Source organism: Sphingobium amiense (assembly GCF_003967075.1).
GTDB lineage: Bacteria > Pseudomonadota > Alphaproteobacteria > Sphingomonadales > Sphingomonadaceae > Sphingobium > Sphingobium amiense.
In genome coordinates, this window is record NZ_AP018664.1 from 2,240,852 (window position 1) to 2,260,662 (window position 19,811).

The window sequence follows — 19,811 nt, forward strand, 5'->3', positions numbered from 1 at the left end:
CGACAGGGGGTTGGGGGCGAAATGTCGCATGGTCAGAATTTGACCCGGACGGATGCTTCGACCTGCGCCGGCGCGGCCCAGTTCGCGCCGATGCCCAGGCCGTTCTGCGATGCCTGGTTCAGATAGTTGGTGTCGGTCACATTCTTGCCGGCCAGGGCCAGCGTATAGCGTTCGGACGGGTCCATCCATTCCGCGCGCAGGTCGAGCGTCGCATAGCTTTCCTGCGGCAGCTTCTGCACCAGGTCGAAGTAGAATTTGGACGTGTAATAGAGGTTGCCGGACAATGTCATCGTCCCGCCCCCCACGCCGGCCGTGAAACTGGCCCCGGCATTGGCCGTGAAGTCGGGCGCACGCGCCAGATGGAAGCCGCTTGCGTCGATCACTTCATTGACGAAGGTGCCGGTCGCCAGAAACCTCGCGAGATTGAAGGTCGGCGCGCCTGGAAAGCTCCGATATCGGGCATGACTCCAGTTGCCGCCGACATTGACCGCGAAATGCTCGTCAAGCGCGTAACGTATGTCGGCGTCGATGCCATAGAGCCTGGATGACGCCGCGTTGGCGATCAAGGTCGTCGCGATGCCGTCGACTATCCGCGACTGGGCAAGCTGTTGATTGCTATAGTCGTAATAATAGCCCGATATGTTGAACGACAGGTTCCGGGACGCATATTTATACCCGGCCTCATACGCCCATATCTCTTCCGGCAGGATCGGCGTTCCCGGCGTCGTCGTGGAACTGATATTGTAGATCGCCGCCTTATAGCCTCTGGATACGGACGCGTAGATGTTCGACGCATTGTTCAGCTGATAACGGATCACCCCACGCGGCGTCAGGCGGCTCGTCGTCAATGTCGGCGGCCGCCGCGGCCCGATCGCCAGGAAGTTGGAATAGGCGTCCTTCAGCGAGTCACGGGTATAGCGCAGCCCTGCCGTGACGAACAGATTGTCCACGATCTCATAGGTCGCGTCGCCGAACACGGCGCGCGACACGCTCTTGATCCCCGATTCCAGCAGCTGCGGATAGGGCGGGCGCGCGCCCGGCACGCCCGCCGGCGCCAGGCCGACATAGGGCCATTGCGAACTCCAGTCCGAATAAAATGCTCCGACGGTCCATTGCAGCCGCCCGCCGGGCTTGGAATTGACGATCACTTCCTGGGTGAACAGCGTGTCCTCTTCCTTGGTCGACTGGGCCGTCACGGCAAGGTTGGTCAGATCGATCGAATAGAATTGCTCCGAATCGTCGGTGCGATACTGGGTGTAGGACGTGATGTCCGCGAACCCGGCATCGAGCGTCGCCGTCAGCTGATAGGCGTTGGACCTGCTGATGAATCCCAGCTTCTCGTCCTCGGCGATCTGGCCCCGCCGCGTGGCGGTGATCGCGCCCGGCCGGCTGCAGGTGACGCAGCCGGGCCGGCCCTCCAGCACATAGGCGTTGAGCAGCGATCCCGTCGGATCGTTGCGATAGGCATGTTCATAGCGGAACAGCAGCGACAGCGTTTCGGTGGGGCGGACGAGCAGCCCGGCCCGCACCGAAAAATTCCGGTATCGGCCCGCATTCTTGTCGCCGGTGAAGATATTCTCGATCCACCCGTCGCCGCGACCATATTGCGCGGAAAGATCGACGGCGATGTCGTCGGTCAGCCCGGTCGTGGCATAGAACTGATAGCGCTGCGCGTCATAGCTGCCATAGCCTGCCTCCGCGACGACGCTGGTCTCGTTGCTGGGCTTCGCCGTGTTGACCAGAACCGCGCCGGCGGTGGTGTTGCGGCCGAACAGCGTGCCTTGCGGCCCCTTCAATATCTGGATGCTGTCGATATTCATCAGCTGGAAGTTCGAAGAGGCGAGCGCGACGCTCGCGAAACCGTCCAGATAGAGCGCGACGTTGGACGAACTGCCCGGCAGATAGTTGGACGTGCTGATGCCGCGGATGGTGGGCGTGAAGAAACTGTAGCGGGAATCGAACCGGACGCCGGACGTCAGTTTCGAAATATCCTGCAACTGAACGACGCTGGCCTGCCGCATCGTGTCCGACGACAGGTTCGCGATCGTGATCGGCACGTCCTGCAACCGCTCCGCGCGCCGCTGCGCCGTCACCACGATGTCCTGCGTCGTCGGTTCTTCGGCCACCGCATCGGCATCGTCTGCGGCGCGCGCCTGCGCGGCCTGAAGGCCAAGCATGACGACACCGCATAACAGCGGCAAACGGACCATCCGGTAACTGCGCATCTACCCTCCTCATCCTCTTTGTTTATCTATTTATTATATGTCCTGGTCGATCGGCGGTCAGGGGACGGATCACGGCAACGCGAGATCGATGTCCGCGATCCAGGGCCGCTCTTTTCGTCGCCACGCTTCATAGGCTTCGATATCGGGCGCCCTGTCCGTCGCCCGCGCGATCTCGTCCACGCCAGCGAGCAAATCCTGCTTGCGCCGGGCGTCGACCTGGAACCGGATCGCCGGGCCGCCCGCCGGCTCGACCGTCTGCGCGACCAGATCGACGCTCATGTGCGCGGTGGCGGGATCGGACACCACCCGCATCAGGCGACGAACCACGGTTTCGGGCAGGGTGATCGGCAATATGCCGTTTTTGAAGCAATTATTGTAGAAGATGTCGGCAATGCTCGGCGCGATCACGCAGCGTATGCCGAAATCGAGCATGGCCCAGGGCGCATGTTCGCGGCTCGACCCGCAACCGAAATTCTCCAGCGCGATCAGGATGCCAGCCCGGTCCCAGGGCGCCCGGTTCAATATGAAATCGGGTTCCTGCCGCAGCGACCAGAACAGCTTGTCGCCCAGGCCCTGGCGCTTGGTCGTCTTGAGGAAGCGGCCGGCCAGGATCTTGTCGGTATCCACGTTGGACATCGGCAGCGGCGCGGCGACGGCGGACAGGCGGGTAAAGCGCTCCATCGTCAGAAGTCCCGCGCATCGACGATATGGCCGCTCAGCGCGGCGGCCGCCGCCATGGCCGGCGACATCAGGTGGGTGCGCCCGCCCGGTCCCTGCCGTCCCTCGAAATTGCGGTTCGACGTGGATGCGCAGCGCTGCCTTGGGCCAAGCTGATCGGGATTCATGCCCAGGCACATCGAACACCCCGCCTCCCGCCATTCGAACCCTGCGTCGATGAACAGGCGATCCAGCCCCTCGGCTTCCGCCGCCGCCTTCACCTGGCCCGATCCGGGCACCACCAGGGCACGCACGCCCGGCGCGACATGGCGGCCGCCGATCACCGCTGCGGCGGCGCGCAGATCCTCGATCCGGCCATTGGTGCAACTGCCGATGAAGGCCATGTCGATCGGCGTGCCGGCGATCGGACGGCCGGGCTCCAGCCCCATATAGGCCAGCATCGTCTCCGCCTGCGACCGATTGGCCGGATCGGCGATGGCGGCGGGATCGGGCACGATGCTGCCTATGCCGGTCACCGCCTCTGGGCTGGTGCCCCATGTGACCATGGGCGCCACGTCGCGCGCATCGATCTCGACCGTGCGGTCGTGAACCGCGCCATCGTCGGACTTGAGCGTGCGCCAATAGTCCTTGGCCCGTTCGAGCGCCTCGCCCTTGGGCGCCAGCGGCGCGGCCGCAAGCCAGTCGAACACCTTCTGGTCGGGGGCGATCATGCCGGCGCGCGCGCCTGCTTCGATCGACATGTTGCACAGGGTCATGCGCCCCGCCATGTCGAGCGCCGTCACGGCTTCGCCGGCATATTCGATGACATGCCCGGTCGCCCCGCCGGTGCCGATGCGGCCGATGATGTGCAGCGCCAGATCCTTGGCCGTCACCCCCGCCCCCAATTGATTGTCGACGCGGATCAGCATCGACCGCGCCGGCTGCTGGAGCAAAGTCTGGGTGGCCAGGACATGCTCGGCCTCGGACGTGCCTATGCCGAATGCCAGCGCCCCGAAGGCGCCGTGGGTGGAGGTATGACTGTCCCCGCACACGATGGTGGAGCCCGGCAGGGTCAGCCCCAGTTCCGGCCCGATGATATGGACGATGCCCTGCCGCGCGCTGCGAAGCGGCACATAGGGGATGCCGAACTCGGCGACGTTCCGCTCCAGCGTCTCGACCTGCTCCCGGCTTTCCGGCTCCAGGATCGCGGCCACGCCGCCGGCCCGGTTGTCCGTGGGAACATTATGGTCGGCCACCGCGATCGTCCCGCCGGGGCGGCGCACGGCGCGACCGGCGGCGCGCAGCCCTTCGAAGGCCTGCGGGCTCGTCACTTCGTTCACCAGATGGCGGTCGATGTAGAGCAGCACCGCCCCTTCGCCCATGGACGCCACGACATGATCGTCCCAGACCTTCTGGAACAGGAGGCGCGGCGGGTGAGGCGCGCTCATGATGCGATCGCCAGGCAGCGGCGCGCGCCGATCGCGTCGCGCACGCGACCGCCGATCTGCGCGCCCGGCAATGCCGCCACCTTGAGCGCCGCGTCGATCAGCCGGTCCATGTCGATGCCCGTCTCGACGCCCATATGGTCGAACATCCAGACCAGGTCCTCGGTCGCGACATTGCCGGTGGCGCCCGGTGCGAAGGGGCAGCCGCCAAGCCCCGCCGCCGCCGCGTCGAACACCCGCACGCCCGCATCCCAGGCGGCCAGCACATTGGCGGCCCCCAGACCATAGGTATCGTGACCGTGAAAGGCCCAGCCGCGCACCTGCGGAAAACATGTCCGCACCGCGCCGAACAGCGCGCGGACCTGCGCCGGATCGGCGCGGCCGGTGGTATCGCACAGTGCAATCTCCACGTCGGCGGTCGCCGCGACCAGCGGCTCCAGCAGGGCCAGCACCGCATCCTGTTCGGTCCGCCCGACATGCGGGCAATCGAAGGCGGTGGCGATATTCAGCCGCATGGTGCAATCCGCCGGCATCGCCGCCACCATCTGGGCGTAATCGGCGGCCGACTCCATCGGCGTGCGGCGGACATTGCCCATATTGTGCCGCTCGCTGACCGACAGGACCGCGCTCAGATGCCGGGCGCCCGCCTCCAGCGCGCGCTGCGCATGGCGGGCAGTGGGGACCAGCACCTGCGAATCCAGGCCCTCCAGCCGCGCGCTCGCAGCCACGATGTCCGGCGCGTCGGCCAGTTGGGGGAGCGCGCTCGTGCTGACGAAGGACGTCGTTTCCATCCGCCGGACCCCGCTGGCATACAGGCTCTCGACGATCGCGATCTTGGTGGGCGTGGGAATGAAGGGTCCGACCGACTGAAAGCCGTCTCGCGGTCCGACCTCGACGATTTCCACGGCTTGGGCGGGCATGGTCATATTATCCCCTCCAGCTCCAGCGCATGGATCGCGCTGCTTGGCAGGCCTAGCAATTCGCCCAGCACCGCATGATTATGCTCGCCCAGATCGGGGCCGGTCCATCGGATCGTACCTGGCGATTCCGGGACGTGCGGCACCATGCCGGCCTGCAGCACCGTGCCGAAATGCCGGTCGGGCACTTCGCGCACCATCCCGCGCGCGCGATATTGCGGGTCCGTGGCGCAATCGGCGGCCGTGAAGGCCTTGCTGTTGGGAATGTCCGCCGCATCCAGCAGGGCGACCAGCCGGTCGGCGTCATGCGTGCGGCTCCACTGCGTGATGACATGGTCCAGTTGCGCTGCGTTGGCGACACGCTCTGGATTGCTCGCATAACCGGGCGCGCCGATCAGTTCGGGACGCCCGATCAGCCGCATCAGGCTGGCGAACAGGGGTTCGGAATTGGCCGCGATCAACACCCATTCGCCGTCGGCGCTGGGATAGGCATTGCTCGGCGCCGCCGTGGAGATCGCGCCGCCGGTCGGCTGCTTGATCTTTCCCAGCGCGCCATATTCCGGCAACATGCCTTCCATCATGCTCAGGATGCTTTCGGTCAACGCCACGTCGATGGTGCGGGCCTTGCCGTCGCCATGGGCGCGATCCCGCTGCCAGAGCGCGGCGACCACGCCGAAGGCGGCGTAGAGGCCGGCGATCGAATCTCCGATGCTGACGCCGACGCGCACGGGCGGCAGGTCGACCACGCCCGGCGCATGGTTGGTCAGGTAGCGCAGGCCGCCGATCGCTTCCCCGATGACGCCGAAGGCGGCGCGACCGGCGCCCGGCCCATCCTGGCCGTAGCCCGAAACATGCGCGACGATCAGGTCCGGCCGTATCTCCCGCAGCCGGTCGGGGCCAAGCCCCATGCGCTGCAACTGTCCCGGCCGGAAATTTTCCACGATCGCGTCGCATTGCGCGACCAGCTGCAAGACCAGATCCCGCCCCTTTTCCGACTTGAGGTCGATGGTCACGCTGCGCTTGTTGCGACCATGCATGGACCACCACAGCGAACGGCCGTCGACCATCGCCCCCCACTGGCGCGCGGGATCGCCGGTGCGCGGCTCGATCTTGATCACGTCCGCGCCCAGATCGGCCAACAGGCGCGCGCAGAAGGGCGCTGCGACGAAATGGCCGATCTCCAGCACGCGAAGGCCCGCCAGCATGGGCGCGAGCGGTGGCGGCGAGGATATCTGCGGTGCGGGCGTCATAGCCGCGTATCTGCCGCGCCCGCCGCCGCGCCGTCCATGCCGTTTCCCACAAGCCTAAATTGCACAAGCCGCTATGCCGTTGGAGCGGAAACTTCCCTAAGTCCCTGCAGGACAGGGGACGCGCAGCGTTCGGGAAAGGAGCGGACACGACATGGCACGGACAATCATAGTAACCGGCGGTTTCGGCGAACTGGGCCGGCGCGTCGCCGCGGCGTTCGCGGCCCAGGGCGATCGGGTGGCGCGCGTGGATTTCGCCCCCACCGCGCCGGAAGCTCTGGCGGGCGCGCTGGACTTAGGCGGCGTGGATCTGACCGATGCCGACGCGGCGGCCGCCGTGGTGGACCAGGTCACGGCCGCGCTCGGATCGCTGGACGTGCTGGTCAACATCGCCGGCGGCTTCGTCTGGCAAACGCTGGCCGATGGCGGCCCTGCCACATGGACGCGGATGTTCGCCATGAACGCGCTGACATGCGTCACCATGACGAAGGCGGCGCTGCCCGCGCTCAAGCAGGCGCCTTCGGCACGCATCGTCAATATCGGCGCGGGCAGTGCGATCATGGCGGCCGCCGGCATGGGCGGCTATGCCGCGTCGAAGTCGGCCGTCCACAAACTGACCGAAAGCCTTGCCGACGAACTCAAGGGCAGCGACATCACCGTCAACGCCATATTGCCGAGCATCATCGACACGCCGGCCAACCGCGCGGACATGCCCGACGCGGATTTCTCCAGCTGGGTTCGGCCTGCCGCGATCGCCGACGTGATCCTGTTCCTCGCCTCCCCCGCGGCGCGCAGCATCAGCGGCGCGCTTATCCCGGTAACGCGTGGCGCGGCATAGCCCCGCCTTGCATCGCCCCTATTTGGGCGCAGCCGACAGATAGGCGATCAGGTCGGCGCGATCGGCGGCGTTGGGCAGGCCGGCGAAGATCATGCGGGTGCCGGGGATCGCCGTCTTGGGTGAGGCCAGGAAGGCGTCCATCGCCTTGACGTCCCAATTTCTGCCATAGGCTTTCATCGCCGGCGAATAGGTGAAGCCCTCGACCGTGCCCGCCTTGCGGCCGATGATCCCGGCCAGCGACGGGCCGACCATCTTCTTGCCCGGCGTCATGCTGTGGCAGGCGGCGCAGCGCGCGAACACCATCTTTCCGTGCGCCGCATCACCCGCCGCGACCGCCGGGTTGGCGACCGCCAGTCCATAAGTCGATATCAGCGCCAGCGCGCCCTTCCTCAACCGCATCATCCAGGTCCCACTTCGCTGCTTTTCTCGATGCCCCGATGCTTTGACGACGCCTCCGGCGCCCGCAATTCCTGTTTCCTCAACTCAGTGTTGGACAAGCGACAAGCGCCGCCGCCCGATCCACCGTGCTAGCTGCCTGCCGACGCCGCGAAGCGTGACTGTTAGGAGGAGGACCGCCGCATGGATATCAGGGGCCAATTGGCGATCATTTCCGGCGGCGCGTCCGGCCTTGGCGCCGCGACCGCGCGGGCCATCGCGATGGCCGGCGGCCGCGTCGCCATCCTCGATCGCGATCCTGCGGCGGGACGCCAGGTCGCCGACGCGACCGGCGGCCTCTTCTTCGATGTCGATGTCGCCAGCGAGGCGCAGGTGGCCGACGCGATCGCCGCCAGCGCGGATCGTCACGGGCCGCCCCGGATACTGGTCAACGCCGCCGGCATCGTGCGCGATGCCGAGATTCTCGACGATGCGATGACGCCCGCGTCGCTCAAGGATTTCGTCGATGTCGTCACCACCAACCTTGTCGGCACGTTCAATTGCACGCGGCTGTTCGCGGCGGCGGCGGCGCGATCCGCGCCTGTGGGCGATGGCGAGCGCGGCGTGGTCGTCAATGTCGCCTCGGTCGCGGGACTGGATTCGCCCTCCAGCCTCACTGCCTACAGTGCTTCGAAGGCGGGAGTCGGCGGCATGACGCTGGGCAGCGCGCGCAGCCTTGCTCCCTGGGGCATCCGCGTCGTGGCCGTCGCACCGGGTCAATTCGACACGCCGATCTTGTCGGTTTCCGGCCTGTCCCGCGCCGAACTCCAGCAGCAGGCGGCCGGCTGGGTGCCCTTCCCCAAGCGCATGGGGGATCCTGCCGAATTTGCCGAACTGGTGCTGGCGATCTGCCGCATCCCCTATATCAACGGAGACGTGATCCGCATCGACGGCGCAGGCCGCGCCGCCTTTGCGCGCGCGGGCGTCGCCGGAGACGGCGCCATCGCGTCCTAGGGCAGGACATCCTCCGTTCCGGCGATCCACCGCGCCTTCCAGCGCCCGGTCATGACGAGCCGCCTGACCTCCGTCCGCACGCAGCGATGCACCGCCAGCGCCGCCTCGCTCAGCGGCCGGAGCGACGAATAGCATAATGTCACGTCCCAGTTCATGCCCGGATCGGTCAGGGGAACGACCGCGACATTGCTGTGGGACACCTGGTTCAGCGTCGGCCCCGGAAGCAGCGTCACGCCCTTGCCCTGGTTGACCAGCTCGACCATCAGCGTCAGCGCATCGACCTCGATGATCTCGCTCGGCATGAAACCGTTCTGATCGACAAGGTCGCGCAGCGTGTGCGGCCGATGCGGCAGGATCATCGGCATGTCGCCAATCTCGTGCAGCGCGATCGGCCGGCCGCTCTGGACGAACGGCGCCTGGGCGGGCGCCAACAGAAAGAGATCCTCGACCAGCAGCCGCTCCTGCACCAGAACCTTGCTGGCGCTCATGCCATAGAGCAGCGCCAGGTCCATGCTCCCGCTCAGTAGCCATTCGTGCAGCAGCGCGCTGAAACCTTCGGCCATGCGCAGCCGGATGCCGGGATAGGTCTTGGCGAACTGCCCCAGGAAAGGGTCGGCGAACATCGGCATCATCGGCACCGGCATCCCCACGCCCACGGTGCCGGTCAGCTCCGAACTGGCGCGCCGCTGCTGGAACAGGCCCTTCACTTCCTCGAACTGGTTGAGAAGGCGGGTGCAATGATCCAGGAACAAGGCCCCGTCCGACGTCAGAACCAGGCCGTGACCCTGCCGGTGAAACAGCTTGGTGCCCAATTCCTGCTCCAGCAATTGCATCTGCCGGCTGAGCGCGGGCTGGGAGATACGCAGGATGGAGGATGCGCGGGTGATATTCCGAAAGTCGGCGACATGCACGAAGTAGCGTATTTGTCGAAAGTCCATGTCGCCCTACCCCCGCCTCATGAAAAGCTGGGCGCACCCATGTCCGGGACGGGCGCGCGTGCCTCCCCGGCCGGCGCGAAGGATCGTCGCGCGACCAGCAGGCTGATCGCCGCAACCGGGCCGGCCACCGCCGCCAGCAAGGCGATGGCGTCGCTGATCTGGTTGCCCGGCACGTCGATATAGGCGCCGACGAACTGCGGCCCGATCGTGTAGCCCATCAGGTTCATGACCAGGATATTGATCGCGATCAGCCGCGCCCGGATGGCCGCCGGCCCACATCCCTGGATCAGCAGCGAGGACAGGGCGGTGTTGATCGGAGGAAAGGTCGCCATCGCGAGCCCCAGGCCGACGAACAGCATGAGGCGCGACCCCACCGTCATGGCCAGGAACGATCCCAGCGACCCGATCACCACGCATGTCAGGATCATGTGCAGCAACCCGTCGCCTCTCCCCTTGCGGTCGATCCGCGCCGCGATGGCAGGCCACAGGAACGTGCCGACCAGCCCGGTGCCGATCCCGATCAGCCCGAACATATAGCCCGCGTCGGCCGTGCCATAGCCATGTTCGCGCGCCAGCAGCGTCGCCGACCAGGACAGGATGGCGAACAGCAGGGCGCTCATCGATCCCAGCGCCAGGTAGAAAGGCAGGTAGAAGCGCCAGTTCGCACGCAGATAGGCGATCAGGTCCGCGGTGCTGCCCCCCTGCGCCAGCGGCCCCGCATCGTGGTGGCGCGCCGGCTCCCGCACGGTGAGCAGGAAGATCAGCGCCATGACCAGGCCCGGCGCGCCGACGATCAGCAGCGTGATCCGCCACGGCGCCATGCCGATCGACGGGCTCCACGACGTCGCGACCTGCAGCGCCGCCGCGCCCAGGATGAAGGAGCCCGTCACCATGAAGCTGCTGACCGAACTATAGACGCTGATCGGCAGGCGCCGCCGATCCTGGTCGAACAGATCGGCGATCAGCGATATCGCCGCCGGTGTCAGCACCGCCTCGCCGATGGCGACGCCGCTGCGGCAGATGAGCAATTGCAGGAAATCCTGCGAAAAGGCCGACAGGATGGTGCACAGCGACCAGATCGCGACCCCCGCCGCCAGCACATATTTGCGCACGCTCCGGTCCAGCAGATGCGCGAGCGGCAGGCCGGTGACCGAATAGAGCAGCGCAAAGCCGACACCCAGCAGCAGGCCCATCTGCGACGCCGACAGTGCAAAGGCGTCGATGATGGGTTCGGCCAGCAACGCCAGCGCGAACCGGTCGACGATCGAAAGGCCGTAGAGCAGGCTCAACAGCCCGACGACATACCAGCCTGACCCGTTCCGTGCCCGTTCCATGCGCCTCTCCCTTCTCCACCCCGCCGTTTTTTTTTCGCGGCGTTGCGCTACGATCCTTCGATCAGCCCGCTGATGCGGCTCCCGCGTCGCCATAGGACAGGTCCTCCCGCCCGCGCCGACCGACCGGCGTATCGGGCGTGAAGGAACCGAAATGGCGGACATTGCTCGGCTGGACCTGTGACCAGTCGAAGATCAGCGTCCGCAGCGCGATCCGCCATTCGCCTCCGCGCCTTTCCAACCGGTCGATGTAGCGAACGCCGATGACCAGATCATGGGCCGCTTCGACGTCGATATGGTCGATCCACGCCGCGCCCAGCACCGCCGCATTGCCGGCGGCGGTGGGGACGCTGCGATGGTGCACGATGGCATAGGTTTCGCCCGACGCGCGGTCGCCGCGAAGATCGACCTGCATCGTCGTTATGGCATGGTGGGTCGCCGCATATTTGGCGGTCATCGCGGCCATCAGCGGCTCGGCGAAATCCCGTGCGACGGCGGTCGGCCTGCCCGGCCCGAAACCGCCATCCTCCCAGAAGTTCGACCGGAAAAGGGCAATATCGGCACGGTCCAAGGCGCGGCAATAGCGGTGGACGACATCCTCGATCGCGCGCCTGTCCTCAAGCCGCGACAGGCGTTCGATCAAGGCCTGCTCCGTCGCCGGACCGGCCTGATCCCGATCGCGCATATCCTGTCCTCTCCCGCCGATTGGCTTTGCGCCACTCGACGGGACGAAGCGTTTCTAGGCAATGGCTGTTTGCGCAAGCCTGCCTATCGGTCAGGGCATCTCGCCTGCGTTCAGCTTCTCGATCACCTCCGGCGTGAAGCCGATATGATCGACCGGCGCGGGCGCGGCCGGATCCCAGCTATGCCGGTCCCCGACCGTCAGCCCGCCATCCACCACCAGATGCGTGCCGGTCATGAACCGGGACTCCGCGCTGCTCAGGAACAGGCAGGCGCGCGCGATATCCTCCGGCAGGCCGGCCTGCCGCAGCGGCTGTATCTTGGCCGCGTTGCGGATCACCAGCTGCCGCGCATTTTCCGCCGCCTGGCCGGTCAGGCCCAGGTAGCGGGCGAAGATCGGCGTCGCGATCACGCCGGGGCAGATGGCATTGACGCGTATGCCATGTTCCGCCAGCTCGGCGGCCGCGCAGCGCGTAAGCTGCAGCACCGCCGCCTTCGCCGTGGAATAAGCGATCGGTCCCCAGCCATATTCCAGCGCCGCGACCGACGCTGTGTTGACGATCGCGCCGCCGCCCGCCTTCTTCATCGCCGCCGCGGCATGTTTGATGCCCAGCATCGGCCCGCGCAGCACCAGGTTCATGATCCGGTCCCACAGCTCCGTCGTCATGTCCAGGATACCGGTGGGCGGTCCGGGAAAGGCGGCATTGTTGAACATGATGTCGATCGTGCCGAAGGCGGACCGCGCCTTGTCCACCGCCGCTGCGACATCCGCCTCGACCGTCACGTCGCAGCGCGCGAACACCAGCCTGTCCCCATGCGCCGCAGCCAGCGCGCCGCCACCTTCCTCGTCCACGTCGGCGACCACCACCTTCGCGCCCTCGGCCAGGAAGAGTTCGACCGTCGCCAGCCCCATGCCCGAAGCGCCGCCGGTGATCAGGGCGACCTTCCCTTCGATGCGACCGGTCATTGCGCCTTCTCCTTCAGCATGGCGAGTATGTCGGGGTTCAAATTCGCCTCCCCCTTCTGCGCCGCATGCTGCGCGACGCGCGCATTCTGGGCGGACTGCAATTCGCCCCGGAACAGCGCATTATTGTTGCGCAGACAATGTTCGGACGCATGGCGGTTGACGTTCAGCCCATTGACCTTGGGCATGACGTGGCGGGCGATCAGTTCGTAGGATCGCTTCGTTTCCGCCCAATCGGCCCAGGGGACATGGATCTGGAGGAAACAGCCAAAGCCCCCCGACTGTTCCTGCAACCGGGCGATCTGCGCGATGCAGTCGTCCGGCGTGCCGATCACCGCAAACCCCGTGTCGATCATCGCGTCCACGGGGTCCAGCCCCGGCGCGGGACTGAACGGCAGCGCCGCGACCGACGCGAAATAATCGACCCATTTGGCAAGGCCGTATCGCATATTCTCCCGCGCCTTTTCCCGCGTTTCCGCGACATGGACAGGGCCTGCCAGCCGCCAGCGGCTGCGGTCGACGCGCTGCCCATGGTCCTGCGCCATCTGCTCGGCGATCGCCCAGTTGGACCCCAGCCCGTTGAATGCCCCGGCGGATGTCGCCCCGATCGACAACATGCTGAGGCCCCACTGCCCCGCCGCCCGCGCGCCGGTCGGCGACACCATGCTGGCGACGGCGATCTCCATGCCCTGTTCATCATAGGGTAGCAGTTGAAGCCGGGCCTCCTGCAGCGTGAACCACTCGTTCCGCGTCGTCACCGTCTCGCCGCGCAGCAACCGCACCAGCGGCTCGATCGATGCGTCCAGCCTGTCGCGGACGCTGGACGTGGGGATGCCCTGCATATGGGCGTCGGACGGCAGCGATCCCGGCCCGATCCCGAACATGGTGCGCCCGCGCGTCAGATAGTCGAGCTGCCGCATCCGGTCCGCCAGCATCAGCGGGTGGTGATAGGGGACAGACGATACGCCGGTGCCGAACTTGATCGTCCGGGTGCGCTGCGACGCCGCGGCGATGAACACTTCCGGGCTGGCGTTGATCTCGTAGCCACCCGAATGATGCTCGCCCATCCAGAACTCGTCATAGCCGAGGCGATCCAGCCACTCGGCGAGTTCCAAATCGCGTTCGATCCACAGCATCGGATTCTCGTCGACCGGGTGGAAGGGGGCGACGAAGGCGCCGAAGCGAAGGCGGGAAGATGGCATGGGTCGCTCTCCTGGGACGCGATAGTTCTAGAATTTGCCCGAAGGCGCGGGCGGCGCGACCGGCTTGCCCGTCGCCGTCTCGCGCGCGATGCGCCGCACATACATGTGCAGGTCCCCGATCTCGGCCGTGGTCAGTTCCTCGAACCTGGGCATGCCGTTTTCGGCGAGCGCCCCGCCGTGCAGCAATTCGGCGAGCGCCGCCGGATCGGCCGCGATGCCCGATTCCTGGAGGTCGGGCGCAGGCGCGCCGGACGATCGACCGTTGAAGCCGTGACACACGACGCAGCCCTTGTTGTTGTAAAGCCGCGCGCCACGGTCCGCCGCCGCTTGGTCGATCGCCAGCGCCGGGTCGTCGATCGGGGTGACGGTGAAGTCGCGCGGCGCCGTCCAGGGCAGCTTCGCCCTGCCATCGAGCGCGAAGGTCAGCAACCGGCGCGGCTGCGCGCCATATTTCCACCCGGCCCTGGTGAACAGGGCCAGCGACTGAGTCGATCCGCCATAGCCGACCAGCACCGACACATAGTGCCGTCCCCCTATGCTGTAGCTGGTCGGCGCGGCGATGATGCCCAGCTTGGCGTCGAACCGCCACAGCCGCCTGCCGGACCGCCCGTCGAAGGCATTGAAATAGCCGTCGAAATCGCCCTGGAACACCAGGTCGCCGCCCGTCGCCAGAACGCCGCCGTTCCACAGATCGCCTTGCCTGACGGACCAGCGCGGCTTTTGCGCGACCGGGTCCCAGGCGATCAGCGCGCCGGTCGCATCGTCGGCATCGACCTTCAGAAGCGTGAACTCGGTTCCCCCCCCTTCGAACAGCGCATTTGGCGACCGGGCATAGCGGGCCGCCAGCTTGATCGTCGGAATATAGACCAGCCCGGTGCGCGGGCTGAACGCCATGGGCTGCCAATTATGCGTGCCGAAGGGGCTGGGCCAGAAAGTCACCGGTCCATCGGCATATCGGATATTGGGCGCCTCCACCGGGCGGCCGGTGGCGATGTCGATCCGCTCGGCCCAGGTGACCTTGCCGGTTTTCTCTGCCGACAGCAGCTTCCCCGTGTCCCGGTCGATCACGTAGAAGAAACCGTTGGTCGGGCTCTGCATCAGCACCCGGCGTTCCCGCCCGCCGATCGTCAGCCGGGCAAGGATGATGTTCATCGTCGCCTTGAAATCCCAGGCTTCGCGCGGATTGACCTGATAATGCCAGATATAGCGTCCGGTATCGGCATCGACCGCGACGATCGAGGACAGGAACAGATTGTCGCCGCCGCCGGGGCTGCGTGCTTCGGGATCATAGGGGCCGCTATTGCCGGTGCCGATATAGACGCGGTCGAGTTCGGGATCGTAGGTGAAGCCGTTCCACGGCCCGCCGCCCGTCCCGCGCTTCCAATATTCGCCGCTCCATGTCTTGGCCGCCATCGCCATGGCGTCGCTCTCATGGCCCTTGGCCGGATCGCCGGGGGCGACGTGGAAGCGCCAGGTCTGCCGGCCGGTCTTAGCGTCATAAGCTGTCAGATAGCCGCGCTCGCCATAATCGCCGCCGCCGTTGCCGATGACGACCTTGTCCTTGTAGGCGAGCGGCGCGCCGCTGATATACATGCGCGACGCTTCGTCCACGGTCTGGCGGCTCCACAGCATCTTGCCGCTGCGGGCATCGATCGCAATCAGCCGGCCGTCGCGCGTGCCGACGAACAGCCTGCCATTCGAATAGCCGACGCCGCGATTGACCGGAAAATGCGACCGCTGGTTGGCGACCCGATATTTGTAGCTTTCCGGGTCATAGGTCCAAAGCAGCCGGCCGCTCGCGCCGTCCACGGCGTAGACCTTCGACATCTGCCCCGTAAAATACAGGATGCCGCCCACCACCAGGGGCGCGGACTCCAGCGTCTGTTCGCCGGGCAGGTCGATCGACCAGGCAAGGCCCAGCCTGCCCACGTTGCGCGTGTCGATCTGCGCCAGCGGGCTATAATATTGCGCGTCGAACGCGCCGCCGGTGGTCGGCCAGTCCTGTGCCGGCCACGCCCTGATCTGTCCACCGCCGCCCCGCGCGACCGCGACGCCGGCCAGGCACAGGCCGGCAAGCGCCGCCGCCAGGCCCCGTCTCCCCACCCCCCTATCGCGCCTGGAAACGGATCGGCATGCGCTTGATGCCCATGCCGAAGCAGGACGCGACCCGGTCGATCTCGCCGGCAACCTCCATATTCTTCAGCCGCTGGAGCGCGGTCATGATGATGCGGCGGATTTCGAGCAGCGCGATATAGCGGCCGATGCAATTATGCGTGCCATAGCCGAAGGACAAATGCGGATTGGGCTTGCGCTCCAGGTCGAGCATATAGGGATTTTCGAACACCGTCTCGTCGCGGTTGGCCGATGCCAGCCAGGCGATCAGCCAGTCGCCCTTCTTGATCGGCTGGCCCGCGATCACCGTGTCGGCGGTCGCTACCCGCAGCATCTGGGGCGACGGCGTGGTCCAGCGCACCATTTCTTCCGCCGCTTCGCGCTCGCCCTCCGGCGCCAGGCGCAGCCGCTCGGCCTGGGCGGGATGGTTGATCAGCGCCAGCAGTCCTTCCGAAATCACGTTGCGCGACGTCTCGAACCCGCCCAGCAGGAAGGACCAGCACCACCACAGGATATTCTCTTCCGGCACCAGATCGTCGCCGATCTTGGCCAGTGCAGAGCGGGCGATCAGGTCGTCCGTGGGCGATGCCCGCCGCGCCCGGATCGCGTCGCGCAGATAGTCGATCTGGAATTTCTGGGCGATGCGGAAGGTTTCGAGCGGCGTATCGCCAAGCTGGACGTCGGGGTCTTCGTTGTTGATCGCGCTGTTCACCGAACTGTGCAGCATGTCCCAGTCGGCGCGCGGCAGGCCCAGCATCATGCAGATGATGTACATCGGCACGCGCGCCGCGACGTCGCCGACGAACTCGCATTCGCCCCGGTCGATGACGCCGTCGATCAGCTCGTCGCAGACCTGCTGGCAAAGCTCCGTCAGCTTGGCGACCTGGGCCGGCCCGAACGGCTTGTAGACCGCCTTGCGGATGTCGTCGTGGATCTGGCCGTCGGTGAAGGTGGGGATCAGCCCCACGCCGCCTGCCTGGCGCGCCTCGGCCGTGTCGTACATATGCGGATCGGTCGGCATCTGGCTGCCATATTCCTGCGAGGAGAATAGCTGAGGCTGGTTCAGCACCTCGCGAATGTCGTGATAGCGCGTCACCGACCAGAAGCCGCGATCTTCCCAGGCCTGGGTCCAGGCGACCGGCGCGCTGCGGCGCAGTTCGCGCAGCAGCGGATGGAATTGCGGCGCCAGGAAGAAGGCGGGATCGCCCAGCCGATGAACCAGCGACAACATGTCGCCGTCCGCCGCTGCCGTCGGTAGAATGGATGTCCTCATCGCGTTGCTCCGCCTGCAGCGCCCGGGCGCCTCGCTTCGATCATGCGGCGGGAATCGCCCCGCCGCATCGTGGATAATGACAGCGGACAGACCTGCCCGCTCGCGGACCGCCCCCGGACATCGCGGTCGGAAGGCGGTTCCTCGATCAGAATTTATACCCCGCCGAAATGCCGTACATCCTGGGCGGCGCATAGGAGAGGGGCGCAAGCACGCCGACGAAGTCGCTTGCCACGCTGATATAATGCTTGTTGAGCAGGTTCGTCGCGTACAGCCCGACCCGGAAATGATCGTTGATCTCCAGGTCGATATTCGCGTTCACGATATGCTGCGGCTGGATGCGCGCGCGCGGCGCGTCGATGATGTTCGCGAGCAGCTTCTCGCTCTGATAATTATACTGCGCATGAAGCCGGCCGGTCATGTCGCCGATCGGGAATTCGTAGCTGGCATCGACAGACGACGACCATTTGGGCGCGTTCTGCAGCCGCTCGCCCTTCATGTCGATCGAACCGCCGGTGCCCAGCTGATACTGGAAATCGGCATATTTCGCGTCGAGATAGGCCAGTGCGGCGCTCAATGTCAGGCCGGTGACCGGCACCGCCGTCAACTCCGCCTCTATGCCCTTGATGTGCGAGCTGGCGGCGTTGATGATCGTGGACCCGACCGTGCTGCCCGTGACCGGATCGTTGATGAAGTAGATCTGCGACAGCTGCATGTCGCGATAGTCGGTGTAGAATCCGGTCAGGTTGGCCCGCAGCCGGCGATCGAACAGATCGGCCTTCACGCCCACTTCGAACGTATCGACATATTCCGGGTCATAGGGGCCAAGGTCGGACGCGAGCGACAGCCGTCCCACAAAGCCACCAGATTTGAAGCCGCGCGCCCAATAGCCGTAGAGCATCAGGTCGTCGGTGGGCTTGTAATCCAGGCCCAGCTTCCAGCCGACATTGTTCCAGCTCTTCTTGCCGCGCGGCGGCGCGACCGATCCGAAATCGATGCTGTTGGGCTGGCCGGTCGCCGGATCGATGCCGTCCTGCGTCGTGATGCCGCTGGCCGACAGCGTGGTGCGGGTGGAGGCCAGCATGCTCGTCTGTTCGTGCGTGTAGCGGATGCCCGCCTGCAGGCGAAGCTGGTCGGTCAGGTCGAAATAGGCCTGCGCGAAGCCCGAAATCGAATAATTGTCCTGATCCTGCGAACTGGACTGGTGCAGGCCGGGGAAGCTGTAGGTCACGGTATCGGTGGCGAAATCATAGGTGGTCGGCCCGGAGAAATTGAGCCGCAATATGCCCAGCTGCTTGTAATGGTCCCACATGGCGAAGCCGCCGACCTGCAGCTTGATCCGATCGGTCAGGTCGACCGCGGTGCGCAACTCCTGGCTCATCTGCCATGCCTTGGTGCGGCGACGCGTGTCCGCCTGCCAGACGGTCGATGCGCCCTCGTCCGTATAGTCCAGCAACGTGAAGGACCGATAGCCGGTGATCGCGGTAATGTCGCCGATCGCGGTATCGTAGACGTTCAGCGTCAGCGACGCGCGATAGCTGTCCAGATTGCTTTCGTCCTTGATCGGGTCGACGACATTGCCGTTGGCATCGAGCGGCCCGAACGTCTGCGCGCCCACATATTTGTCCGGCGCCTTGCACCGCTGGCCGACCGCCGAGCAGGGCGATGCATATTGGTTGCGGAAACCCGTCGGCACATAGGCCGCCTCGCCCGGCAGCGCCCCCTGGATCACGACCGGCGCGCCGTTGCGGGCGCGCACATATTCGCCGGACAGGGTCAGGTCGAAACCGGCATTGGGGCTGTATTTCAGCGCGCCCCGAAACAGGGTGGAATTGCGCCGGCCCAGGTCCCGCCCGTCGACCACGTTCCTGATATAGCCGTCCCGCTGGTCGTGCGAGATCACCACGCGCGCGGCAAGCTGCTCGTTGATCGGCACGTTGAGAGCGCCCGCCGCCCGGAACTGGTCGTAATTGCCGTAGGTGACGTCCAGCTTGCCGCCGAAATCCTTCTGCGGCTGGGTGTTGATGACATTGACGACGCCGCCAGTGGTGTTGGCCCCGAACAGCGTCCCCTGCGGTCCGCGCAGCACCTCGACCCGTTCCACATCGTAAATGTCGGCGAGCGCGCCCATCGAGAAGAATTGCGGAATGCCGTCGATGACGATGCTCACCGTGTTGCCGGCATAGGGGTCCGGCTCGATGATGCCGATGCCGCGAATGGTATAGACGGAGCTTTGGGACTTGGTGCCGTTGGTGCCGACCTGCAGGTTGGGAACCGATCCCTGCAGCCCCTGCAGCGTCGTCGCGTTCAGATCGGTCAGCGCCTGCGCGGTAACGGCCGCGACGGAAATCGGCACGTCCTGCATGTTTTGCGCCTGCTTCTGCGCGGTCACGACGATGTCCTGCAGGCCGACATTGTCCGTCGCCTGCGGTGCGTCCTGTGCCGACGCCGGCGCGGCGATGCCGCCCACGACAAGCATCGAAATGCCCGACAACAGGGCTGAAACAGCTTTCTTCACGGTCACCCTCCCATATTATTTTTCAGTTTTTGGTCGTCATTTCCGTGCGACCTGCCTTTGATGCCGCCGCGGGGGCG

General features: G+C 66.0%; 16 protein-coding genes. 2 read left to right on the forward strand and 14 right to left on the reverse strand.

Features of this window, described 5'->3' with window-relative positions:
- Positions 1–32: 32 nt before the first annotated feature.
- From SAMIE_RS10775 to SAMIE_RS10795, 5 genes are all read right to left on the reverse strand, one after another.
- On the reverse strand, positions 33–2,225 hold the full coding sequence (locus tag SAMIE_RS10775; protein ID WP_083952528.1) for a TonB-dependent receptor: 2,193 nt from the start codon (positions 2,223–2,225) through the stop codon (positions 33–35).
- Positions 2,226–2,294: 69 nt separating this feature from the next.
- Positions 2,295–2,906 carry a 3-isopropylmalate dehydratase small subunit gene (leuD, locus tag SAMIE_RS10780; protein ID WP_066701209.1) on the reverse strand — a complete coding sequence of 204 codons (612 nt, stop codon included), beginning with the start codon at positions 2,904–2,906 and terminating at the stop codon, positions 2,295–2,297.
- Positions 2,907–2,908: 2 nt separating this feature from the next.
- Positions 2,909–4,330 (reverse strand): 3-isopropylmalate dehydratase large subunit, encoded by a 1,422-nt coding sequence (gene leuC, locus SAMIE_RS10785; RefSeq protein WP_066701210.1) that lies wholly within the window; start codon positions 4,328–4,330, stop codon positions 2,909–2,911.
- On the reverse strand, positions 4,327–5,253 hold the full coding sequence (locus tag SAMIE_RS10790; RefSeq protein WP_083952529.1) for a hydroxymethylglutaryl-CoA lyase: 927 nt from the start codon (positions 5,251–5,253) through the stop codon (positions 4,327–4,329). Before SAMIE_RS10790 ends, leuC begins: the two co-directional genes overlap by 4 nt.
- On the reverse strand, positions 5,250–6,494 hold the full coding sequence (locus tag SAMIE_RS10795) for a CaiB/BaiF CoA transferase family protein (protein ID WP_066701211.1): 1,245 nt from the start codon (positions 6,492–6,494) through the stop codon (positions 5,250–5,252). Before SAMIE_RS10795 ends, SAMIE_RS10790 begins: the two co-directional genes overlap by 4 nt.
- A gap of 151 nt (positions 6,495–6,645) precedes the next feature.
- Between SAMIE_RS10795 and SAMIE_RS10800 the strand changes: the two genes are divergently transcribed.
- Positions 6,646–7,329: an SDR family NAD(P)-dependent oxidoreductase gene (locus tag SAMIE_RS10800; RefSeq protein WP_066701212.1), complete on the forward strand. Its 684-nt coding sequence runs from the start codon at positions 6,646–6,648 to the stop codon at positions 7,327–7,329.
- An 18-nt stretch (positions 7,330–7,347) separates the two neighbouring features.
- Here SAMIE_RS10800 and SAMIE_RS10805 read toward each other — a convergent pair whose 3' ends face one another.
- Positions 7,348–7,728: a c-type cytochrome gene (locus SAMIE_RS10805; protein WP_066701230.1), complete on the reverse strand. Its 381-nt coding sequence runs from the start codon at positions 7,726–7,728 to the stop codon at positions 7,348–7,350.
- 180 nt (positions 7,729–7,908) lie between these two features.
- Here SAMIE_RS10805 and SAMIE_RS10810 point away from each other — a divergent pair, with 180 nt between their 5' ends.
- Positions 7,909–8,718: an SDR family NAD(P)-dependent oxidoreductase gene (locus tag SAMIE_RS10810; RefSeq protein ID WP_066701213.1), complete on the forward strand. Its 810-nt coding sequence runs from the start codon at positions 7,909–7,911 to the stop codon at positions 8,716–8,718.
- Here the strand turns inward: SAMIE_RS10810 and SAMIE_RS10815 are convergent.
- The 8 genes from SAMIE_RS10815 to SAMIE_RS10850 all read right to left on the reverse strand — a co-directional run bounded on the left by SAMIE_RS10815 (position 8,715) and on the right by SAMIE_RS10850 (position 19,734).
- Entirely contained in the window at positions 8,715–9,656 is a 942-nt protein-coding gene (locus SAMIE_RS10815; RefSeq protein WP_066701214.1) for a LysR family transcriptional regulator, read from the reverse strand. The two genes, SAMIE_RS10810 and SAMIE_RS10815, sit on opposite strands and share 4 nt — an antisense overlap.
- 17 nt (positions 9,657–9,673) lie before the next feature.
- A complete protein-coding gene (locus SAMIE_RS10820; protein WP_066701215.1) occupies positions 9,674–10,990 on the reverse strand; it encodes an MFS transporter in 1,317 nt (438 codons plus the stop codon).
- 61 nt (positions 10,991–11,051) lie between these two features.
- The gene (locus SAMIE_RS10825; protein WP_066701216.1) at positions 11,052–11,672 is read right to left on the reverse strand and encodes a nuclear transport factor 2 family protein; all 621 of its coding nucleotides are present in this window, start codon (positions 11,670–11,672) and stop codon (positions 11,052–11,054) included.
- A gap of 90 nt (positions 11,673–11,762) precedes the next feature.
- Positions 11,763–12,635, reverse strand: a complete 873-nt coding sequence (locus SAMIE_RS10830; protein ID WP_066701217.1) for an SDR family NAD(P)-dependent oxidoreductase — start codon at positions 12,633–12,635, stop codon at positions 11,763–11,765.
- Complete coding sequence (locus tag SAMIE_RS10835) at positions 12,632–13,834, reverse strand: LLM class flavin-dependent oxidoreductase (RefSeq protein ID WP_066701218.1); 1,203 nt, start codon at positions 13,832–13,834, stop codon at positions 12,632–12,634. The genes SAMIE_RS10830 and SAMIE_RS10835 overlap by 4 nt, the downstream gene beginning before the upstream one ends.
- Before the next feature lie 27 nt (positions 13,835–13,861).
- On the reverse strand, positions 13,862–15,937 hold the full coding sequence (locus SAMIE_RS10840; protein ID WP_066701219.1) for a PQQ-dependent dehydrogenase, methanol/ethanol family: 2,076 nt from the start codon (positions 15,935–15,937) through the stop codon (positions 13,862–13,864).
- Positions 15,938–15,941: 4 nt separating this feature from the next.
- Positions 15,942–17,219: a cytochrome P450 gene (locus tag SAMIE_RS10845; protein ID WP_066701220.1), complete on the reverse strand. Its 1,278-nt coding sequence runs from the start codon at positions 17,217–17,219 to the stop codon at positions 15,942–15,944.
- 145 nt (positions 17,220–17,364) lie between these two features.
- Complete coding sequence (locus tag SAMIE_RS10850) at positions 17,365–19,734, reverse strand: TonB-dependent receptor (RefSeq protein ID WP_232037215.1); 2,370 nt, start codon at positions 19,732–19,734, stop codon at positions 17,365–17,367.
- Positions 19,735–19,811 lie beyond the last annotated feature (77 nt).